Origin of the sequence: Labrys sp. KB_33_2 (genome assembly GCF_052114505.1) — a bacterium.
Classification (GTDB): domain Bacteria; phylum Pseudomonadota; class Alphaproteobacteria; order Rhizobiales; family Labraceae; genus Labrys.
The window spans coordinates 45,842-59,609 of sequence record NZ_JBFREW010000013.1; the positions used below are offsets into that span (position 1 = coordinate 45,842).

General features: G+C 61.4%; 13 protein-coding genes. 5 read left to right on the forward strand and 8 right to left on the reverse strand.

What is annotated here, in order from left to right; translation table 11 throughout:
- Window positions 1–43 precede the first annotated feature (43 nt).
- Complete coding sequence (locus tag AB4037_RS22475; RefSeq protein ID WP_441773003.1) at window positions 44–1,687, forward strand: Hint domain-containing protein; 1,644 nt, start codon at window positions 44–46, stop codon at window positions 1,685–1,687.
- Between the two features lie 79 nt (window positions 1,688–1,766).
- On the opposite strand, the gene AB4037_RS22480 is transcribed toward AB4037_RS22475, so the two are convergent.
- The 5 genes from AB4037_RS22480 to AB4037_RS22500 form a co-directional block, all read right to left on the reverse strand.
- A complete protein-coding gene (locus AB4037_RS22480) occupies window positions 1,767–2,585 on the reverse strand; it encodes a carbohydrate ABC transporter permease (protein ID WP_441773004.1) in 819 nt (272 codons plus the stop codon).
- A 55-nt stretch (window positions 2,586–2,640) separates the two neighbouring features.
- Entirely contained in the window at window positions 2,641–3,537 is an 897-nt protein-coding gene (locus tag AB4037_RS22485; RefSeq protein ID WP_441773166.1) for a carbohydrate ABC transporter permease, read from the reverse strand.
- 35 nt (window positions 3,538–3,572) lie between these two features.
- Window positions 3,573–4,907 carry an ABC transporter substrate-binding protein gene (locus tag AB4037_RS22490; protein WP_441773005.1) on the reverse strand — a complete coding sequence of 445 codons (1,335 nt, stop codon included), beginning with the start codon at window positions 4,905–4,907 and terminating at the stop codon, window positions 3,573–3,575.
- Window positions 4,908–4,963: 56 nt separating this feature from the next.
- The gene (locus tag AB4037_RS22495) at window positions 4,964–5,623 is read right to left on the reverse strand and encodes a GntR family transcriptional regulator (RefSeq protein WP_434956360.1); all 660 of its coding nucleotides are present in this window, start codon (window positions 5,621–5,623) and stop codon (window positions 4,964–4,966) included.
- Window positions 5,624–5,700: 77 nt separating this feature from the next.
- Window positions 5,701–6,588: a dihydrodipicolinate synthase family protein gene (locus AB4037_RS22500; RefSeq protein WP_434956359.1), complete on the reverse strand. Its 888-nt coding sequence runs from the start codon at window positions 6,586–6,588 to the stop codon at window positions 5,701–5,703.
- A 208-nt stretch (window positions 6,589–6,796) separates the two neighbouring features.
- On the opposite strand from AB4037_RS22500, the gene AB4037_RS22505 reads away from it, so the two are divergent.
- Complete coding sequence (locus AB4037_RS22505; RefSeq protein ID WP_434959635.1) at window positions 6,797–7,288, forward strand: MEKHLA domain-containing protein; 492 nt, start codon at window positions 6,797–6,799, stop codon at window positions 7,286–7,288.
- Window positions 7,289–7,292: 4 nt separating this feature from the next.
- Here the strand turns inward: AB4037_RS22505 and AB4037_RS22510 are convergent, their stop codons facing one another.
- The gene (locus AB4037_RS22510) at window positions 7,293–7,772 is read right to left on the reverse strand and encodes a DUF2938 domain-containing protein (RefSeq protein WP_434956358.1); all 480 of its coding nucleotides are present in this window, start codon (window positions 7,770–7,772) and stop codon (window positions 7,293–7,295) included.
- Between the two features lie 65 nt (window positions 7,773–7,837).
- Window positions 7,838–8,368: a regulatory protein RecX gene (locus AB4037_RS22515; RefSeq protein ID WP_434956357.1), complete on the reverse strand. Its 531-nt coding sequence runs from the start codon at window positions 8,366–8,368 to the stop codon at window positions 7,838–7,840.
- Between the two features lie 133 nt (window positions 8,369–8,501).
- On the opposite strand from AB4037_RS22515, the gene AB4037_RS22520 reads away from it, so the two are divergent.
- The gene (locus tag AB4037_RS22520) at window positions 8,502–9,158 is read left to right on the forward strand and encodes an HAD family hydrolase (protein ID WP_441773006.1); all 657 of its coding nucleotides are present in this window, start codon (window positions 8,502–8,504) and stop codon (window positions 9,156–9,158) included.
- An 84-nt stretch (window positions 9,159–9,242) separates the two neighbouring features.
- Here AB4037_RS22520 and arfB read toward each other — a convergent pair whose 3' ends face one another.
- Window positions 9,243–9,686: an alternative ribosome rescue aminoacyl-tRNA hydrolase ArfB gene (gene arfB, locus AB4037_RS22525; protein ID WP_434956355.1), complete on the reverse strand. Its 444-nt coding sequence runs from the start codon at window positions 9,684–9,686 to the stop codon at window positions 9,243–9,245.
- Between the two features lie 126 nt (window positions 9,687–9,812).
- On the opposite strand from arfB, the gene uvrA reads away from it, so the two are divergent.
- Both uvrA and AB4037_RS22535 read left to right on the forward strand, forming a co-directional pair.
- Entirely contained in the window at window positions 9,813–12,737 is a 2,925-nt protein-coding gene (uvrA, locus tag AB4037_RS22530) for an excinuclease ABC subunit UvrA (RefSeq protein ID WP_441773007.1), read from the forward strand.
- Window positions 12,738–12,957: 220 nt separating this feature from the next.
- The gene (locus AB4037_RS22535) at window positions 12,958–13,758 is read left to right on the forward strand and encodes an extracellular solute-binding protein (protein ID WP_434956353.1); all 801 of its coding nucleotides are present in this window, start codon (window positions 12,958–12,960) and stop codon (window positions 13,756–13,758) included.
- The last annotated feature ends 10 nt before the right edge of the window (window positions 13,759–13,768 follow it).

Consider the following 13,768-nt stretch of genomic DNA (forward strand, 5'->3'; position numbering starts at 1 on the left):
TGGCGTCGCTGAAAAGAATTCGGCGCAACAAATTGGCCGTTGATTGATTGCAAAAGAAGGCATAAACACTACCTTCAGATATAAATTCTATAGATATGTCATTTTTCCAGATGGAAAATCCTTTAATTTAAATTTCAGCTACAATCCTACCTCTCTGCCAATTATGGCCTTTATACGGAGTCGTAAGAGGATGAGCGTTCCAGGGAATATTACCGTACCTGAATTTCTATTGTACCCAAATGGCGACGTGAACCATCCATACCCCGTTAAGGTTAAAGTGGAATATGTAGAGGAAGATCCATTTGATCCGGGGCCAAAAGTTATAATAGACGGCGCGTCTATCGGAAGTCTTGGTGGCGGAACCTCTATCGAAGAATACAATTCTCCAGTCAACGGCCAGAGTTTCGAAGGCTATAAGCTTGTTGGCAGCGTTTACAACTCCAAAGGAAGCGAAAAAACTGTTACAATTTTTATTGACAAATTTGGCAATGTCGTTTCTGCGTCGGGCGAGAACATTTATTGGACCGGTACGCAGCTTGAGACAGTCCCGCTTACAACTGACGCCCCACTGCCCAAGGCAACATTCGGCGATGCTCCCTGCTTCGTAGCCGGGACGATGATCCATACGACCCGGGGCAATATTGCGGTTGAGCATTTGAGGATTGGCGACGTAGTCATCACTGCGAATAGCAGTCGTCGCAAGATTGTATGGCTGGGGTGTAATGAGGTGGAACCAATCCGCCATTCCCAACCGGAGGAGACCTACCCCTTTAGAATCCGCGCCCACGCTTTCGGCGATCATCGTCCCTCTCGCGATCTGTGGTTATCGCCGGATCACGCGGTGGCAGTACCCTGCCTGTCAGATGTGCTCATTCCGATCAAGCATCTCGACAATGGAGCGACCATTTCGCAAGTGCCGCTCGACAGGGTGGTCTATTGGCATGTCGAATTGGAACAGCATGACGTGCTTCTGGCTGAGAATCTACCGACGGAGAGCTTCCTCGACACCAGGGGCAAGAGTTTCTTCAGAGTAGTTGAACTCGGAGAGGGACAGGTGAGTTTTCCCACACGCAGTGGGCAGCCCCATGCTCAGTTACCGCGTCGCAGAAACTGGAATTCAGATGCTTGCCTGCCACTGGTGACCGAGGGCCCGATCGTGGCGGCCATACGCGTTCAGTTGCTGGATCGGGCCAAGCAACTCGGTTGGACACTTTCCAACCTGGCAGCTTTGCGCTTTGAGACGGAAGGGGGAGAAGACGACCTGGGTGTCCACGCCTTGTCCGATACATTCTATCGCTTGATTTTCCCAGCTCATGTCAAAGCTATCGCATTATCTTCCTCCACTTTCGTGCCCCGCCATACGGATGTGGAGACCTATGATGATCGCCGTTTAGGCGTGCCTTTACATCGGTTGGACGTGCATGATTCGAACGGATTTCGTAAGATTGCTCTCGACGATCCAGGTCTTTCGGAAGGGTTCCACGCCATCCAGCAATGGCAGGGCGATCGCTGGCGCTGGACGAATGGGCGGGGCACCATCGCTTCCAGCCTGTGGGCAGACGCCGTCGGTTTGGTCACCCTCGAGATCGAACTGGCACGCGATCGAGGCCGAACACGTGCCTGGCTTGAGCCAACCGACCACAGCCTCCCTCACGACAATGCATACAACTCAGAAAACGCTGCATAATTCCTGACTGGCATGGGCGTGACAGCGGAGGCTGTCATCAAGTACGGTTCTGCCACGTGGAAGTGGCAGGAGACAGCCCCTATTTCACCGCCCCGGCCGTTAGGCCCGCGACGATCTGGCGCTGGGCGAACAAAGTCAGCAACAGCACCGGCAGCGTCACAACCAGCGCTGCGGCGGCGAGCGGCCCCCAACTCACCTGCTCGAAGGACAGCATGTTGTAGACGGCGACAGGCAGCGTGCGCGTCTCGCGGCTGGCCAGCACGATGCCGAAGACGAAATTGTTCCAGGAGAAGATCACGGCCAGGATCAGCGAGACCACGATGCCGGGCTTGGCGATCGGCAGTGCCACTTTGTAGAAGATCTGCCAGCGCGAAGCGCCGTCGATCATGGCCGCTTCCTCCAGCTCCAGCGGAGTCGTCTCAAAATAGCCGATCATGATCCAGATCACGATCGGGATCGTCACCACCAGATGGATGATGATCTGAGGCCATAGCGTGCCGAGCAGGCCGAGCGACTGGAACAGCAGAAACATCGGGATCAGGAAGGAAAGGCCCGGCGTCATTCGGGCGATCATGATCACCATAGCCGCCTTGTCGGCCTTGATGCGGGCGATGCCGTAACCCGCCGGCACGCCGACGATCAGCGCCAGCGCCGTAGCCGCACCTGTGACGACCACGCTGTTCCAGAAATAGCGCAGGAAATCGTTGGTGGCGAAGATCTCGGTGTAGTTCGACCAGGCGAACTGCTCAGGGATCAGGATCGGCGGATAGGCGCCGTTGTCGATCTCGTATTTCAGCGAGAGCGACAGCATCCAGATGAAAAAGAGCAGCGCCGGCGACACCACGACGAAGCTCAGGAACAGCGTGCCGGCGAGACGCAGGAGACGTCGAAAGGTCATCGTCCGAAACTTCATCATCCAAGCCTTCATCACCCAAGCCTTCATCTTCTTGTCCTCAGGTGTTCCATTTCGCGCGCTGGCGCAGATGCAGCAGCACCAGTGACATCAGGATGATGATGACGAAGAACACCACGGCGATCGCCGAGCCGTAGCCGATGTCGTAGTAGGAGAAGGCCACGTTGTAGAGATAGAGGTTGATGGTCTCCGAGGCCGTGCCCGGGCCGCCCTGTGTCATGGCATAGATGATGTCGAAGCTCTTGAGGGCGTCGATCGAACGAATGATCACCGCGATCATCATGAAGGGCAGGATCATCGGCAGCGTGATGTAGCGGAATTTCTGCCAGGCATTGGCACCGTCGATCTCAGCGCCTTCGAAGGGTTCACGCGGCATCGAGGCCAGTCCGCCGAGCACGATGAGCATGATGAGCGGCGTCCACTGCCAGGTTTCTACCAGCACCAGGGAGGGAATTACCGTGCCCTGCTCGAAGATCCAGGCCTGGGGCGGAATGCCCACCAGCGACAAGAGGTAGTTCAGGACGCCGAGTTGGGGATGGAACATCATGGTCCAGACCAGGGCGACCGCGACGGGCGTGGCCATCATCGGCATCACGAAGATGCCGCGCAGCACGCCGCGTAGCGGCATCTTCGAATCGAAGACCAGGGCCGCCAGCGTGCCCAGGATCAGGGGCGCCACCACTGAGAGCACGGTGTAGGTGAGCGTGTGCCACATCGACTCCCAGAACCGCATGTCGCCGGCCAGGCGGATATAGTTCTCGAGCCCGACGAAGCGCGGCGCTGATCCGACCTGCCAGGCATTGGCGCTCATACCGATGGTGAACAGCCAGGGAAAGACGATCACCGCCGATACGAGCACCAGTGCCGGCAGAATAAAGGGCCAGTAGCCCGGCCGCAGGGGGCCGGAACCATTGTCAGCCGCCTGGGCGGGAGCCATCGCCTGAGCAGAAGATCTGGCTGGGCTTTCGACGCTCATTGCGCCTCGCTGCGGGCGAGCACGGGCTTGAAGGCCTCCGTCGCCTTCTTCATCTCCGCCGCCGGATCGCCGCCGCCGAGCAGATTGGTCAGGCCCACGCCGATGATGTCGCGGAACTCGGTCACCGGAATGATCACGGGAAGCCCGAGCTGGCTGATCGGCGCCGACTGCGCGACACAGTCGACCCAGCTTCCGGGCATGGTGACGCCTTCGCGGACCTTGGCGTCGTTCAGGATCGAACTGCGGAACGGCACGCCCGCGCCAGCCTGCAACAAGCGCGCACCCATCTCCTTGGAAATCGCCCACTGGCAATAGAGATAGGCGGCTTCCTTCTTGGCCGAGGCCTCGGTAACGCCGATGCCATCGCCGAAGGTGGCAGAGGCCTGTGTCACCGGCCCTTTGGGCATCACGCCATAGCCGACCTTGCCGACGACGCGAGACTTCTGCGGATTCTCCAGCGGCGGGGCAAAGCCGACGCCGTCAAGCCACATGCCGACCTTGCCCTGCAGGAAGGCGGACTGGCATTCGGCCCAGTTGAAGCCGGTGACGCCGCGCGGAGCCGACTTGGTCATCAGGCGCTGATAGAGCGCGGCCGCCTCGATGGCCTCGGCGGAATCGGTCTGCAGCGAGCCGTCTGCGCCGACGGGGTTCTTGCCATGGCCGAGCAGGAAGCTGGTCCACACCGGCACATTGGCATTCTTGGCGCCGCGCGCCACGAAGCCGGCAATGTTGTTGCTGGCATCGGTGATGGCTTCTGCCGCCTTGACCATCTCCTCGAAGGTCTTGGGATATTCCAGCCCCTTGGCGGCGAACAGATCCTTGTTCCAATAGACGATCCAGTAATCCACCGAGAAGGGCAGTGCACCGAAGCGACCATTCTTGTCCTTGGCGAAGGCGAGGCCCGCGGCGGCGAAATCGCTCTCGACCAAAGAAGGATCCGTCAGTTCCGGGTTCTTGAGGAACGGTCCGAGATCGGCCAGCCAACCGGCCTTTTCGAACTGGCGCTTCTGCACGTGGTAGCTGACATGGATGACATCGAAGCTCGGCTTGCCTGAAGTCAGCTCGATGACGGCCTTCTGGCGTTGCTGCTGCTCGGGCGTCTGCTCGGCATTGACCTTGATGCCGGTTAGTTCCTCGAATTCCTTCTGGTATTTCTGCAGCGTATCGCCGCGCGGGCTCTTGATCAGGTTCACTTCGAGCGTGGTGCCGGCATATTTCTTCCAGTCGACAGCCGCGAAGGCCGGCCGGATACCCGCCAGACCAGCAGCGCCGAGTGCGGCGGAACCGGCCAGGAATTGCCGGCGCGACGGCTTCAACAAATCAAAACTCATAGGTTCCTCCTCCCAAAGCTTCTTTTGGATCGTCTGTCTAGTGGATCGTCCTGGCGCTAAACCTTCAGCGCCAGGGCACGGGCGTTGTTGATGTGTTCGGCGATGGCGTCCACCGCCTTTTGCGGCTCGCGGCTCTCGATGGCAGCGAGAATGGCCAGATGCTCGCGCATCACCGGCACCACCCGGCCATCGATGCGAAAACGCTCCTGGTTGATCAGGCGCATCTTGATCGAATTGACGCGATAGGCCTTGGCGATGATCTCGTTACCGGTTGAGTCGATGATGGTGTCGTGCAGGTTCCAGTCGATCGCCTGCGCCTGCTCCACCATCTCGGGCGCCAACTCTTCCGACAGTCCCCTGGCCAGCATGTCCTCATGTTCATGGCGCAGCTTCGCCAGCAAGCCATCGGAAGCCGAAACGGTGAAGAGCGCGATGGCTTCCTTTTCCAGGAATAGCCGGAACTGAAAGGCATCCTTGATCAGGCTGAGATCGATATGGGCGATCTGGATGCCACGTTGGGGGATGGTGGAGAGCAGGCCCTCCGCCTCCAGGCGCGGCACGAGTTCGCGGATGGCCCCGAGCGGCAGGCCAGTCAGCGCCACCAACTCGCGTTGGGATACGAACTGGCCGGGACGAACATCGCGCGCCAACAAATGGCGGGTGAAACTGGCATAAGCCTTTTCCCGCAATCGCAGCGGTTCGCCGCCCTCCTCCATCCGTCCCTCCCTGGCCCGGAGAAAAATGCGATTTTTCCCAATCGCAATTTGCTCCAGCTCCTTGTTTTAGTGCGTCTCTAGGCCGCCTTCGTCTGCTCGATGCGGTCGAACAAGCCGGCCAGCCTCTTGGCATCCTGCTCCGGCAACGCCACCAGAGGCGCCCTTGTGGTCGACCATGCCGCATCACCGGTGCGATGGGCAACCAGGGCCTTGACCGCCGGGATGACCGGATAGTGGACGAGTTCGTCGACGAGGGCGATCAGTCCCGCATCGTCCCGTCCTTCGTGAACCATCGGCAGCATGCGCCCGGGACAGATATTCGCCATGCCGGAGATCGCCCCCTGCCCGCCCAAGCGCACGCCGGCCGCCAGGCCTCGCTCGTCGCCGATCAGGATGGCGAGATCGCGATGGGCTTCGAGGAGGGCCTGGGTGAACGGCCAATTGCCCGAGGAATCCTTGACGCCGGCCACAACTGCCGGAAACGCCTGCTTCAGTTGCCCAATCAGGGCCACTGAAAGCTCCACGGCGGTGACCGAGGGTATGTTGTAGAGATAGACATCCCTTGCCTTCGGCCCGATCGCCGCAAACACGGCAGCGAACCAGGCAAACAGGCCGTCATCCCTCAGCCCCTTGAAATAGGAAGGCGGCGCCAGCAGCACGCCGCGGCAACCGGCATCCAGCGCCTGCCGAGCTTGCGCCGCAGCATCGGCAACGGCATTTGCCATCACGCCAACCACGATCTGCCGCGCCTCGATGCCATCAGCCAGGAAGGACGACAGCAAGGCTTCACGCTCGGCGGAAGCGATCGACGCCCCCTCCCCGGTCGTGCCGAACAGCGTGACGCTGCCGCAACCATTGGCGAGGCACCAGCGTGCATGCGGGATGGCACGGGCGACGTCGACCTGCCCATCGCCATCGAAGGGTGTGGCCAATGCCACCGAAAGGCCAAAAAATTGGTGCGTCATCCCTGTCATCCATCGAATTTTCAATATACAATCTTCGATAACAGACTGACATGTCAGCCGCAAGTCAGGCCGGAAGTTTTGTCTGATCAATTTCAACCGTCGGACTTGACCTGCTGTCATCAGGCAACGAGATTTGTTGCGTGCAACCGGCAGCTCCCGCTTCGATGCGCCCGCTGCGCGGCCTCATCCTCACAACCGCCATACGATCATGACATTAAGCCCTGAGCTCGCCGAGACCTGGCCGGATCTTGCCGGCAATACCGATTTCGCCGCTTTGCTCGATCATAGCCTCCGTCGCCTGACAGGGCGTGGCCTTTTCCCAGCTCCTCCGGCCGACCGGGCAGACGCCGCGTGGCTCTACGCCGAGGCGCCCTTCTGCCTTCTGGCCCACGACACCAGGGCCGATCCTGTTTTTATCTATGGAAACAAGGTCGTACAGGATTGTTTTGAATACAGCTGGGAGGAATTGACGCAGTTGCCCTCCCGCCTGTCGGCGGAGTTTCCGAATCGTGACGAACGCCAGCGCCTGCTCGACACCGTCAAGAAGCAGGGATTCATCGCCGACTATCACGGCGTGCGAATTGCCAAATCCGGCCGACGTTTCTTCATCGAAAATGCCACAGTCTGGGAAGTGATCGACGAAGCGGGCAACCGCCACGGCCAAGCCGCCCTGTTCGCTTCGTGGCGCGACCTGCCCTGACCCATCAGCGGATGATCAGCGCCGTCCCCCACAGGCCAACCGCAAATACCGTGTGCGCGACCAGATTGAGTAGGCGCACCTTGGTGGGATTGGGCGTTTTCGACGCAGCCCAGCCGATGCCAAGCCCGGGCTGCAGCAAGAACCAGCCGGCCCCCACCGTGACGATGCCGAGGATCCAGGCCGGCAGGAATGTCGGGTCGGACAGCCAAGCCGCACCAGCGAAGATCACCAGGATCACGCCGTAGAGAATGCCGACCACGTAATGGCCGATCCAGCCCAGTGCCAATTCATGGGCGTAGGGTGCGGCCTTGCCGATATCGTCATGGAAGACACGGCCCTCTTTCAGATGCCAGAACCAGCGGCCCACAGGCGCCCAGTTGGGCAGGTTCTCACCGAAGAATTTGTGCAGCAGGATCGCCCACAGATCCATGAGGACCGTTGCGCCAACGCCGATCGCAACGCCGCGCCAGAAAAGTTCGAACATGCCGATTCCACCAAGAGGACTGTATTCATCATACAAAACACGCCGCACCCGGCCGATGCAAGATTTCAAACCTCGAGAAGAGCACGGATTTCGTCGGGATCCGCGGTAACGATGCGGCGGGCCAGCCAGACAGCAAAGCCTCCGCGTGCCAATATCGCAATCTCCCGCTCGAGCTCGGCATCGCGGTCGGTCCGCCGCCAGGGGCCAATGCGCCGGCGCTGTGCCAGCCGGGCAGCGGCTCTTTCTTCAGCTTCATCGCGGTCCTCCCCCGCAAGGGCCTGGGCCACCAAGGTGCGATCAACCCCCTTGGCCGCCAGGGCGGCACCGATCCTGCGGGCGGAAAAGCCGCGGCTGCGCCCGGCATGAAGGCGGGCCTCCACGAAACTGGCATCGTCGATGAAACCGAGCTGCCTGCAATAATCGATGGTGCGCTCGATCATTTCGGCGACTTCGATTTCCGGGTCCAATTTGCGACGCGCCCGCCGCAGCAAGACCTGGCGGAGATTGGCGACGCTGGTCGATCGCTGGCCGAGATAATGGAGCGCGGACTTGCGCATCCAGCTTTCTTCGCGGCTCAGGGACGGGATGATGGACATGGCAGCCTCGAATCGTTGGAAAGAACTTGCCGGAACGCATGGCAGCGCGCCATCATCTCCCTGGCTCGGGCTCACCTTGACAAGAATCGCGACACGCCGGCCTCTGCACGTCTTCTCGGATCAGGCGGTTCCCATGCCCTTCTCTCTAGTGATTTTCGATTGCGATGGCGTTCTCGTCGACAGCGAGATCCTGTCGGCGGAAGTCGAAGCCGAGGCCCTGTCGGCCCTCGGCGTAAAAGTCACCCCGCATGACGTGATGCAGCGCTTTCTCGGTCTGACCCAGGAAGCCTTGGAAGAGCGTTTCGAGCAGGATTTCGGGCTCAAGCTGCCACCGGACCATGCCGAGACTACGCGCCGCATGCTTCGGGCCGCCTATGTGACGCGTCTGGAACCGATTCCGGGCGTGCGCGAAGTGCTCCAAACCCTGCCGATGCCCTTTTGCGTGGCTTCCAACAGCCCGCCGGCCAAGCTCGGTCTCGGCCTCAGCATCACCAACCTGTTCGAGCTCGTCTATCCCAACATCTTCAGCGCAAATCTGGTGGCACAGGGAAAACCGGCCCCGGACCTGTTTTTGCATGCCGCGAGGGCTCTCGGTGTGGATCCCGCCAAGACCGTGGTGGTCGAGGACAGCGTGGTCGGCATCAAGGCAGCCAAGGCCGCCGGCATGACGGTGATCGGCTTTGTCGGCGGACTGCATCATATGCCCCCCAGCGAGGAAACCCTGGTGGCAGCCGGTGCCGACTACATCGCCGAGACGATGGACGAAGTGAAGGCGCGCATCCTGGCCTGATCCCGGCAGTCTGCCCCGAAAAGCAAACGGCGAAATCTCAAAAGCTCCGATTTGCCGTGCCCGGGCTTCGTCCTCGGCCGGACCTCAATCCACGGAGAACTTGCCGCCACGCAGCGATTTCACGTTTGAGCGGCGCGATTTCGATTCCAGCCGCCGCGCCTTGGCGGCCTTGGAGGGCTTCGTCACCTTGCGGGGCGGCGGCGGCGGCGTGGCGGCCTCCCGCAGGAGAGCGACCAACCGCTCGCGCGCGTCCTCGCGATTACGCTCCTGGGTGCGGAAGCGCTGGGCAACAATCACCAGCACGCCCTCCTGCGTCAGCTTCCTGCCCGCCAGCTTCTGGGCTCGGATGGCGACGTCGTTCGGGAGCGAGGGCGACCTGCGGATATTGAAGCGCAACTGCACCGCCGTCGACAGCTTGTTGACATTCTGTCCGCCGGGCCCCGAGGAGCGCACGAAGTCCTCATCGATCTCGCGCTCGTCGATGAACAAGGTGGGGTTAATCTCGATCATGGCGCGTGCATAACCCATCGGAACTCGGGGTGCCGCAAAATTTTGCGGATAAGTTCACGAATTGTTCTTGTTTTTTCACCAGCCCTCCTTCAATTTGCGAGCCAAAGCGCCTATCTCTCGACAAAAGCCCACAGGATCGTCCGTATGTCTGGCCGCCCCATCTCCGGCAGCGCTGTTCCGTCGCCTGCCGACCGCCGCTTCATCACCGTGCGCGGCGCGCGCGAGCACAATCTCAAGAATGTCGATCTGGAAATCCCGCGTGACAAGCTCGTGGTGTTCACCGGCCTGTCCGGCTCGGGCAAGTCCTCGCTCGCTTTCGACACCATCTATGCCGAGGGACAGCGCCGCTATGTCGAGAGCCTTTCGGCCTATGCGCGCCAATTCCTCGAAATGATGCAGAAGCCGGACGTCGACCAGATCGACGGCCTGTCGCCCGCCATTTCGATCGAACAGAAGACGACCTCGCGCAATCCCCGCTCGACGGTGGCGACAGTCACAGAGATCTACGACTATATGCGCCTGCTCTGGGCTCGTATCGGCATTCCCTATTCGCCGGCGACCGGGCTGCCGATCGAAAGTCAGACCGTCAGCCAGATGGTCGATCGCGTCATGGCCATGCCAGAGGGCACCAGGCTGTTCCTGCTCGCGCCGGTGGTGCGCGGGCGCAAGGGCGAATATCGCAAGGAACTCGCCGACTTCCTCAAGCGCGGCTTCCAGCGTGTCAAGATCGACGGTACCTTCTACGAGATCGCCGACGCCCCCGCCCTCGACAAGAAGCTCAAGCACGATCTCGACGTGGTGGTGGACCGCATCGTGGTGCGCGCCGATATCGCCAGCCGCCTGGCTGATTCCTTCGAGACGGCCTTGGAGTTGGCCGACGGCATCGCCGTGGTCGAACTGGCCGATCAGAAGGAGGCCGACGGCTCATCCAAGCGCGTGATGTTCAGCCAGAAATTCGCCTGCCCGGTTTCCGGCTTCACCATTCCGGAGATCGAGCCCAGGCTGTTCTCCTTCAACAACCCCTTTGGCGCCTGCCCGTCCTGCGACGGCATCGGCACCGAGATGACGGTCGATCCCGTCCTGGTGGTGCCCGACGAGACCCTGTCGCTGCGCAAGGGCGCGCTGGCGCCTTGGGCGAAATCCACCAGCCCCTATTACAGCCAGACCGTCGACGCCCTCGCCAAGCATTACAAGTTCGGCGTGACCACGCCCTGGAAGGACCTGCCGGAGAAGGTGCAGCAGGTGTTCCTCTATGGCTCGGGCGAGGAGCAAATCGTCTTTTCCTTCGATGACGGCCTGCGCTCCTATGAGACACGCAAGGCCTTCGAGGGCGTGGTGACCAATCTGGAGCGGCGCTGGAAGGAAACCGATTCAGAACAGGCCCGCGAGGATATTTCGCGCTTCATGGCCAATACGCCGTGCAAGGCTTGCGCCGGTTTCCGCCTGAAACCCGAATCCTTGGCGGTAAAGGTCACGCACCGCCATATCGGCGAGATCTCGGCAATGTCGGTGCGCCAGGCCCAGCATTGGTTCGAGGCCTTGCCGGCCGAACTCAACGCCAAGCAGACCGAGATCGCCGTCCGCATCCTCAAGGAGATTCGCGAACGCCTGCGCTTCCTCGTCGATGTCGGTCTCGATTATCTGACGCTGGCCCGTAACTCCGGGACCCTGTCGGGTGGCGAGAGCCAGCGTATCCGCTTGGCCTCCCAAATCGGCTCTGGCCTCAGCGGCGTGCTTTATGTGCTGGACGAACCTTCCATCGGCCTGCATCAGCGCGACAATGAACGCCTGCTCGAAACATTGCGGCGGCTGCGCGAACTCGGCAATACGGTGATCGTGGTCGAGCATGACGAGGATGCCATTCTGCAGGCCGACTATGTGGTCGATGTCGGCCCCGGCGCCGGCGTGCAGGGTGGGCGCGTGGTGGCCCACGGCACGCCTGCCGAGGTGATGGCCAATCCGGCGTCTCTCACCGGCAAATATCTCACCGGAGAGCTGGCGGTACCCATGCCGGCCGAACGGCGCCGGCGCCAGAAGGGCAAGGCGCTGAAGCTCACCGGCGCCCGCGGCAACAATCTCAAGGATGTCTCGGTCGAGATTCCGCTCGGCCTGTTTACCTGCGTCACCGGCGTATCGGGCGGCGGCAAGTCGACGCTCCTGATCGACACCATCTACAAGGCGGTCGCCCGCAAGCTGAACGGCGCGCTCGAACATCCCGCTCCCTTCGACAAGCTCGACGGCCTGGAATTGATCGACAAGGTCATCGACATCGACCAGTCGCCGATCGGCCGTACGCCGCGGTCCAATCCGGCCACCTATACAGGTGCCTTCACGCCCATCCGCGAATGGTTCGCCGGCCTGCCGGAGGCGAAGGCGCGCGGCTATCTGCCGGGGCGCTTCTCCTTCAACGTCAAGGGGGGCCGCTGCGAGGCGTGCCAGGGCGACGGCGTCATCAAGATCGAGATGCACTTCCTGCCCGACGTCTATGTCACCTGCGACGTCTGCAAGGGCAAGCGCTACGACCGTGAGACGCTGGACGTTCGCTTCAAGAACAAGTCCATCGCCGACGTGCTCGACATGACCGTCGACGAGGGAGCCGAATTCTTCAAGGCGGTGCCGACCATCCGCAACACCATGGAAACGCTGGCACGAGTGGGCCTCGGCTATGTCAAGGTGGGCCAGCAGGCGACCACCCTGTCGGGCGGCGAGGCCCAGCGCGTGAAGCTCTCCAAGGAATTGTCGCGCCGCTCGACCGGACGCACACTCTACATCCTCGACGAGCCGACCACGGGCCTGCATTTCCACGATGTCGCCAAGCTGCTGGAAGTGCTGCATGAACTGGTCGAGCAGGGCAACACCGTGGTGGTGATCGAACACAACCTCGAAGTCATCAAGACGGCTGACTGGGTCATCGACATGGGTCCCGGAGGGGGCGACGCTGGCGGCGAAGTGGTCGCCGAAGGCACGCCGGAGGCGATCATTCGCGAGCCCCGCTCCCATACCGGGCGCTTCCTGCGAGAAGTCATGGAGCGTCGCCCTCAGCGGCGCCAGGGAGAAGCGGCGGAATAGAAATCCTTGGGACCGTAGGCGTCCCCGCCTGTTCCTGGCAAAGCCGCCCCGGCGACAAGGCAGATGCAGGTGGTCGCCCCGGGTCCCAGACAATGCATCTTGCCGGGCATCCTTGCTTGTCCCCCGGCAAGGCCATTGCCAAGTGGAGGCTCTCGCAGCTATCGCTATAGCCATTCATATATAGCGAATCGCCACGCCACTCCGTTTCCGGGAAAAACAAATGCTCAGGATCGTGCTCGCCTCTTGCCTGGCCCTTGGAAGCGTCGCGGCCCGGGCCGACGAGGTAGTACTCTACGGCGCGGGAAGCCTGCGCGCCGTGCTGACCGATATCGCCCAGGATTTCAGCAAGAAGAGTGGCATCAAGGTGCGTACCGCCTTCGGCCCCTCAGGGTTGATGCGGGAAAAGATCGAGCAAGGCGACAAGGTCGACATCCTGGCTTCGGCGGACATGGCCAGTCCCCGCCAGTTGCAAAGGGATGGCCGGGCGAGTGCCGTCGTCATGTTCACCCGCAACCGGCTTTGCGCCTTTGCCCTGCCGGAAGCCAGGCTCGCCGTTGTCAACTTTGCCGAACGCCTGCTCGATCCCGCCGTGAAGCTCGGCACGTCCACGCCCAAGGCCGACCCCGGCGGCGACTACACCTGGGCCATGTTCCAGCTGATCGACAAGCGAAATCCGGGTGCTTTCGCCAAGCTCGATGCCAAGGCCCAGAAGATCGTCGGTGGCTCGACCGCCTCCACTCCCGCCGGGCAAGATCCGATTGCCGATGGTTTCAAGAGCGGTCAGATCAATGTGATGATGGGTTATTGCAGTGGCGCGGCACAACGCAAGGCCGTCACGCCGAACCTCGAGGTTATCCAGGTGCCCGAAGCCTATGAGACCGGCCCGGAATATGGCCTGGCTCTGGCACGGACCGACAATGCCGCCGCCGTGGCGCTGATGCTAGCGATCCTCTCCCCGGAAGGTCAGGCCGCCTTCGGCAGATACGGTTTTGCACCGGTCGGCTTGCCGGCTCAGCCCTGAGCGAAACGAG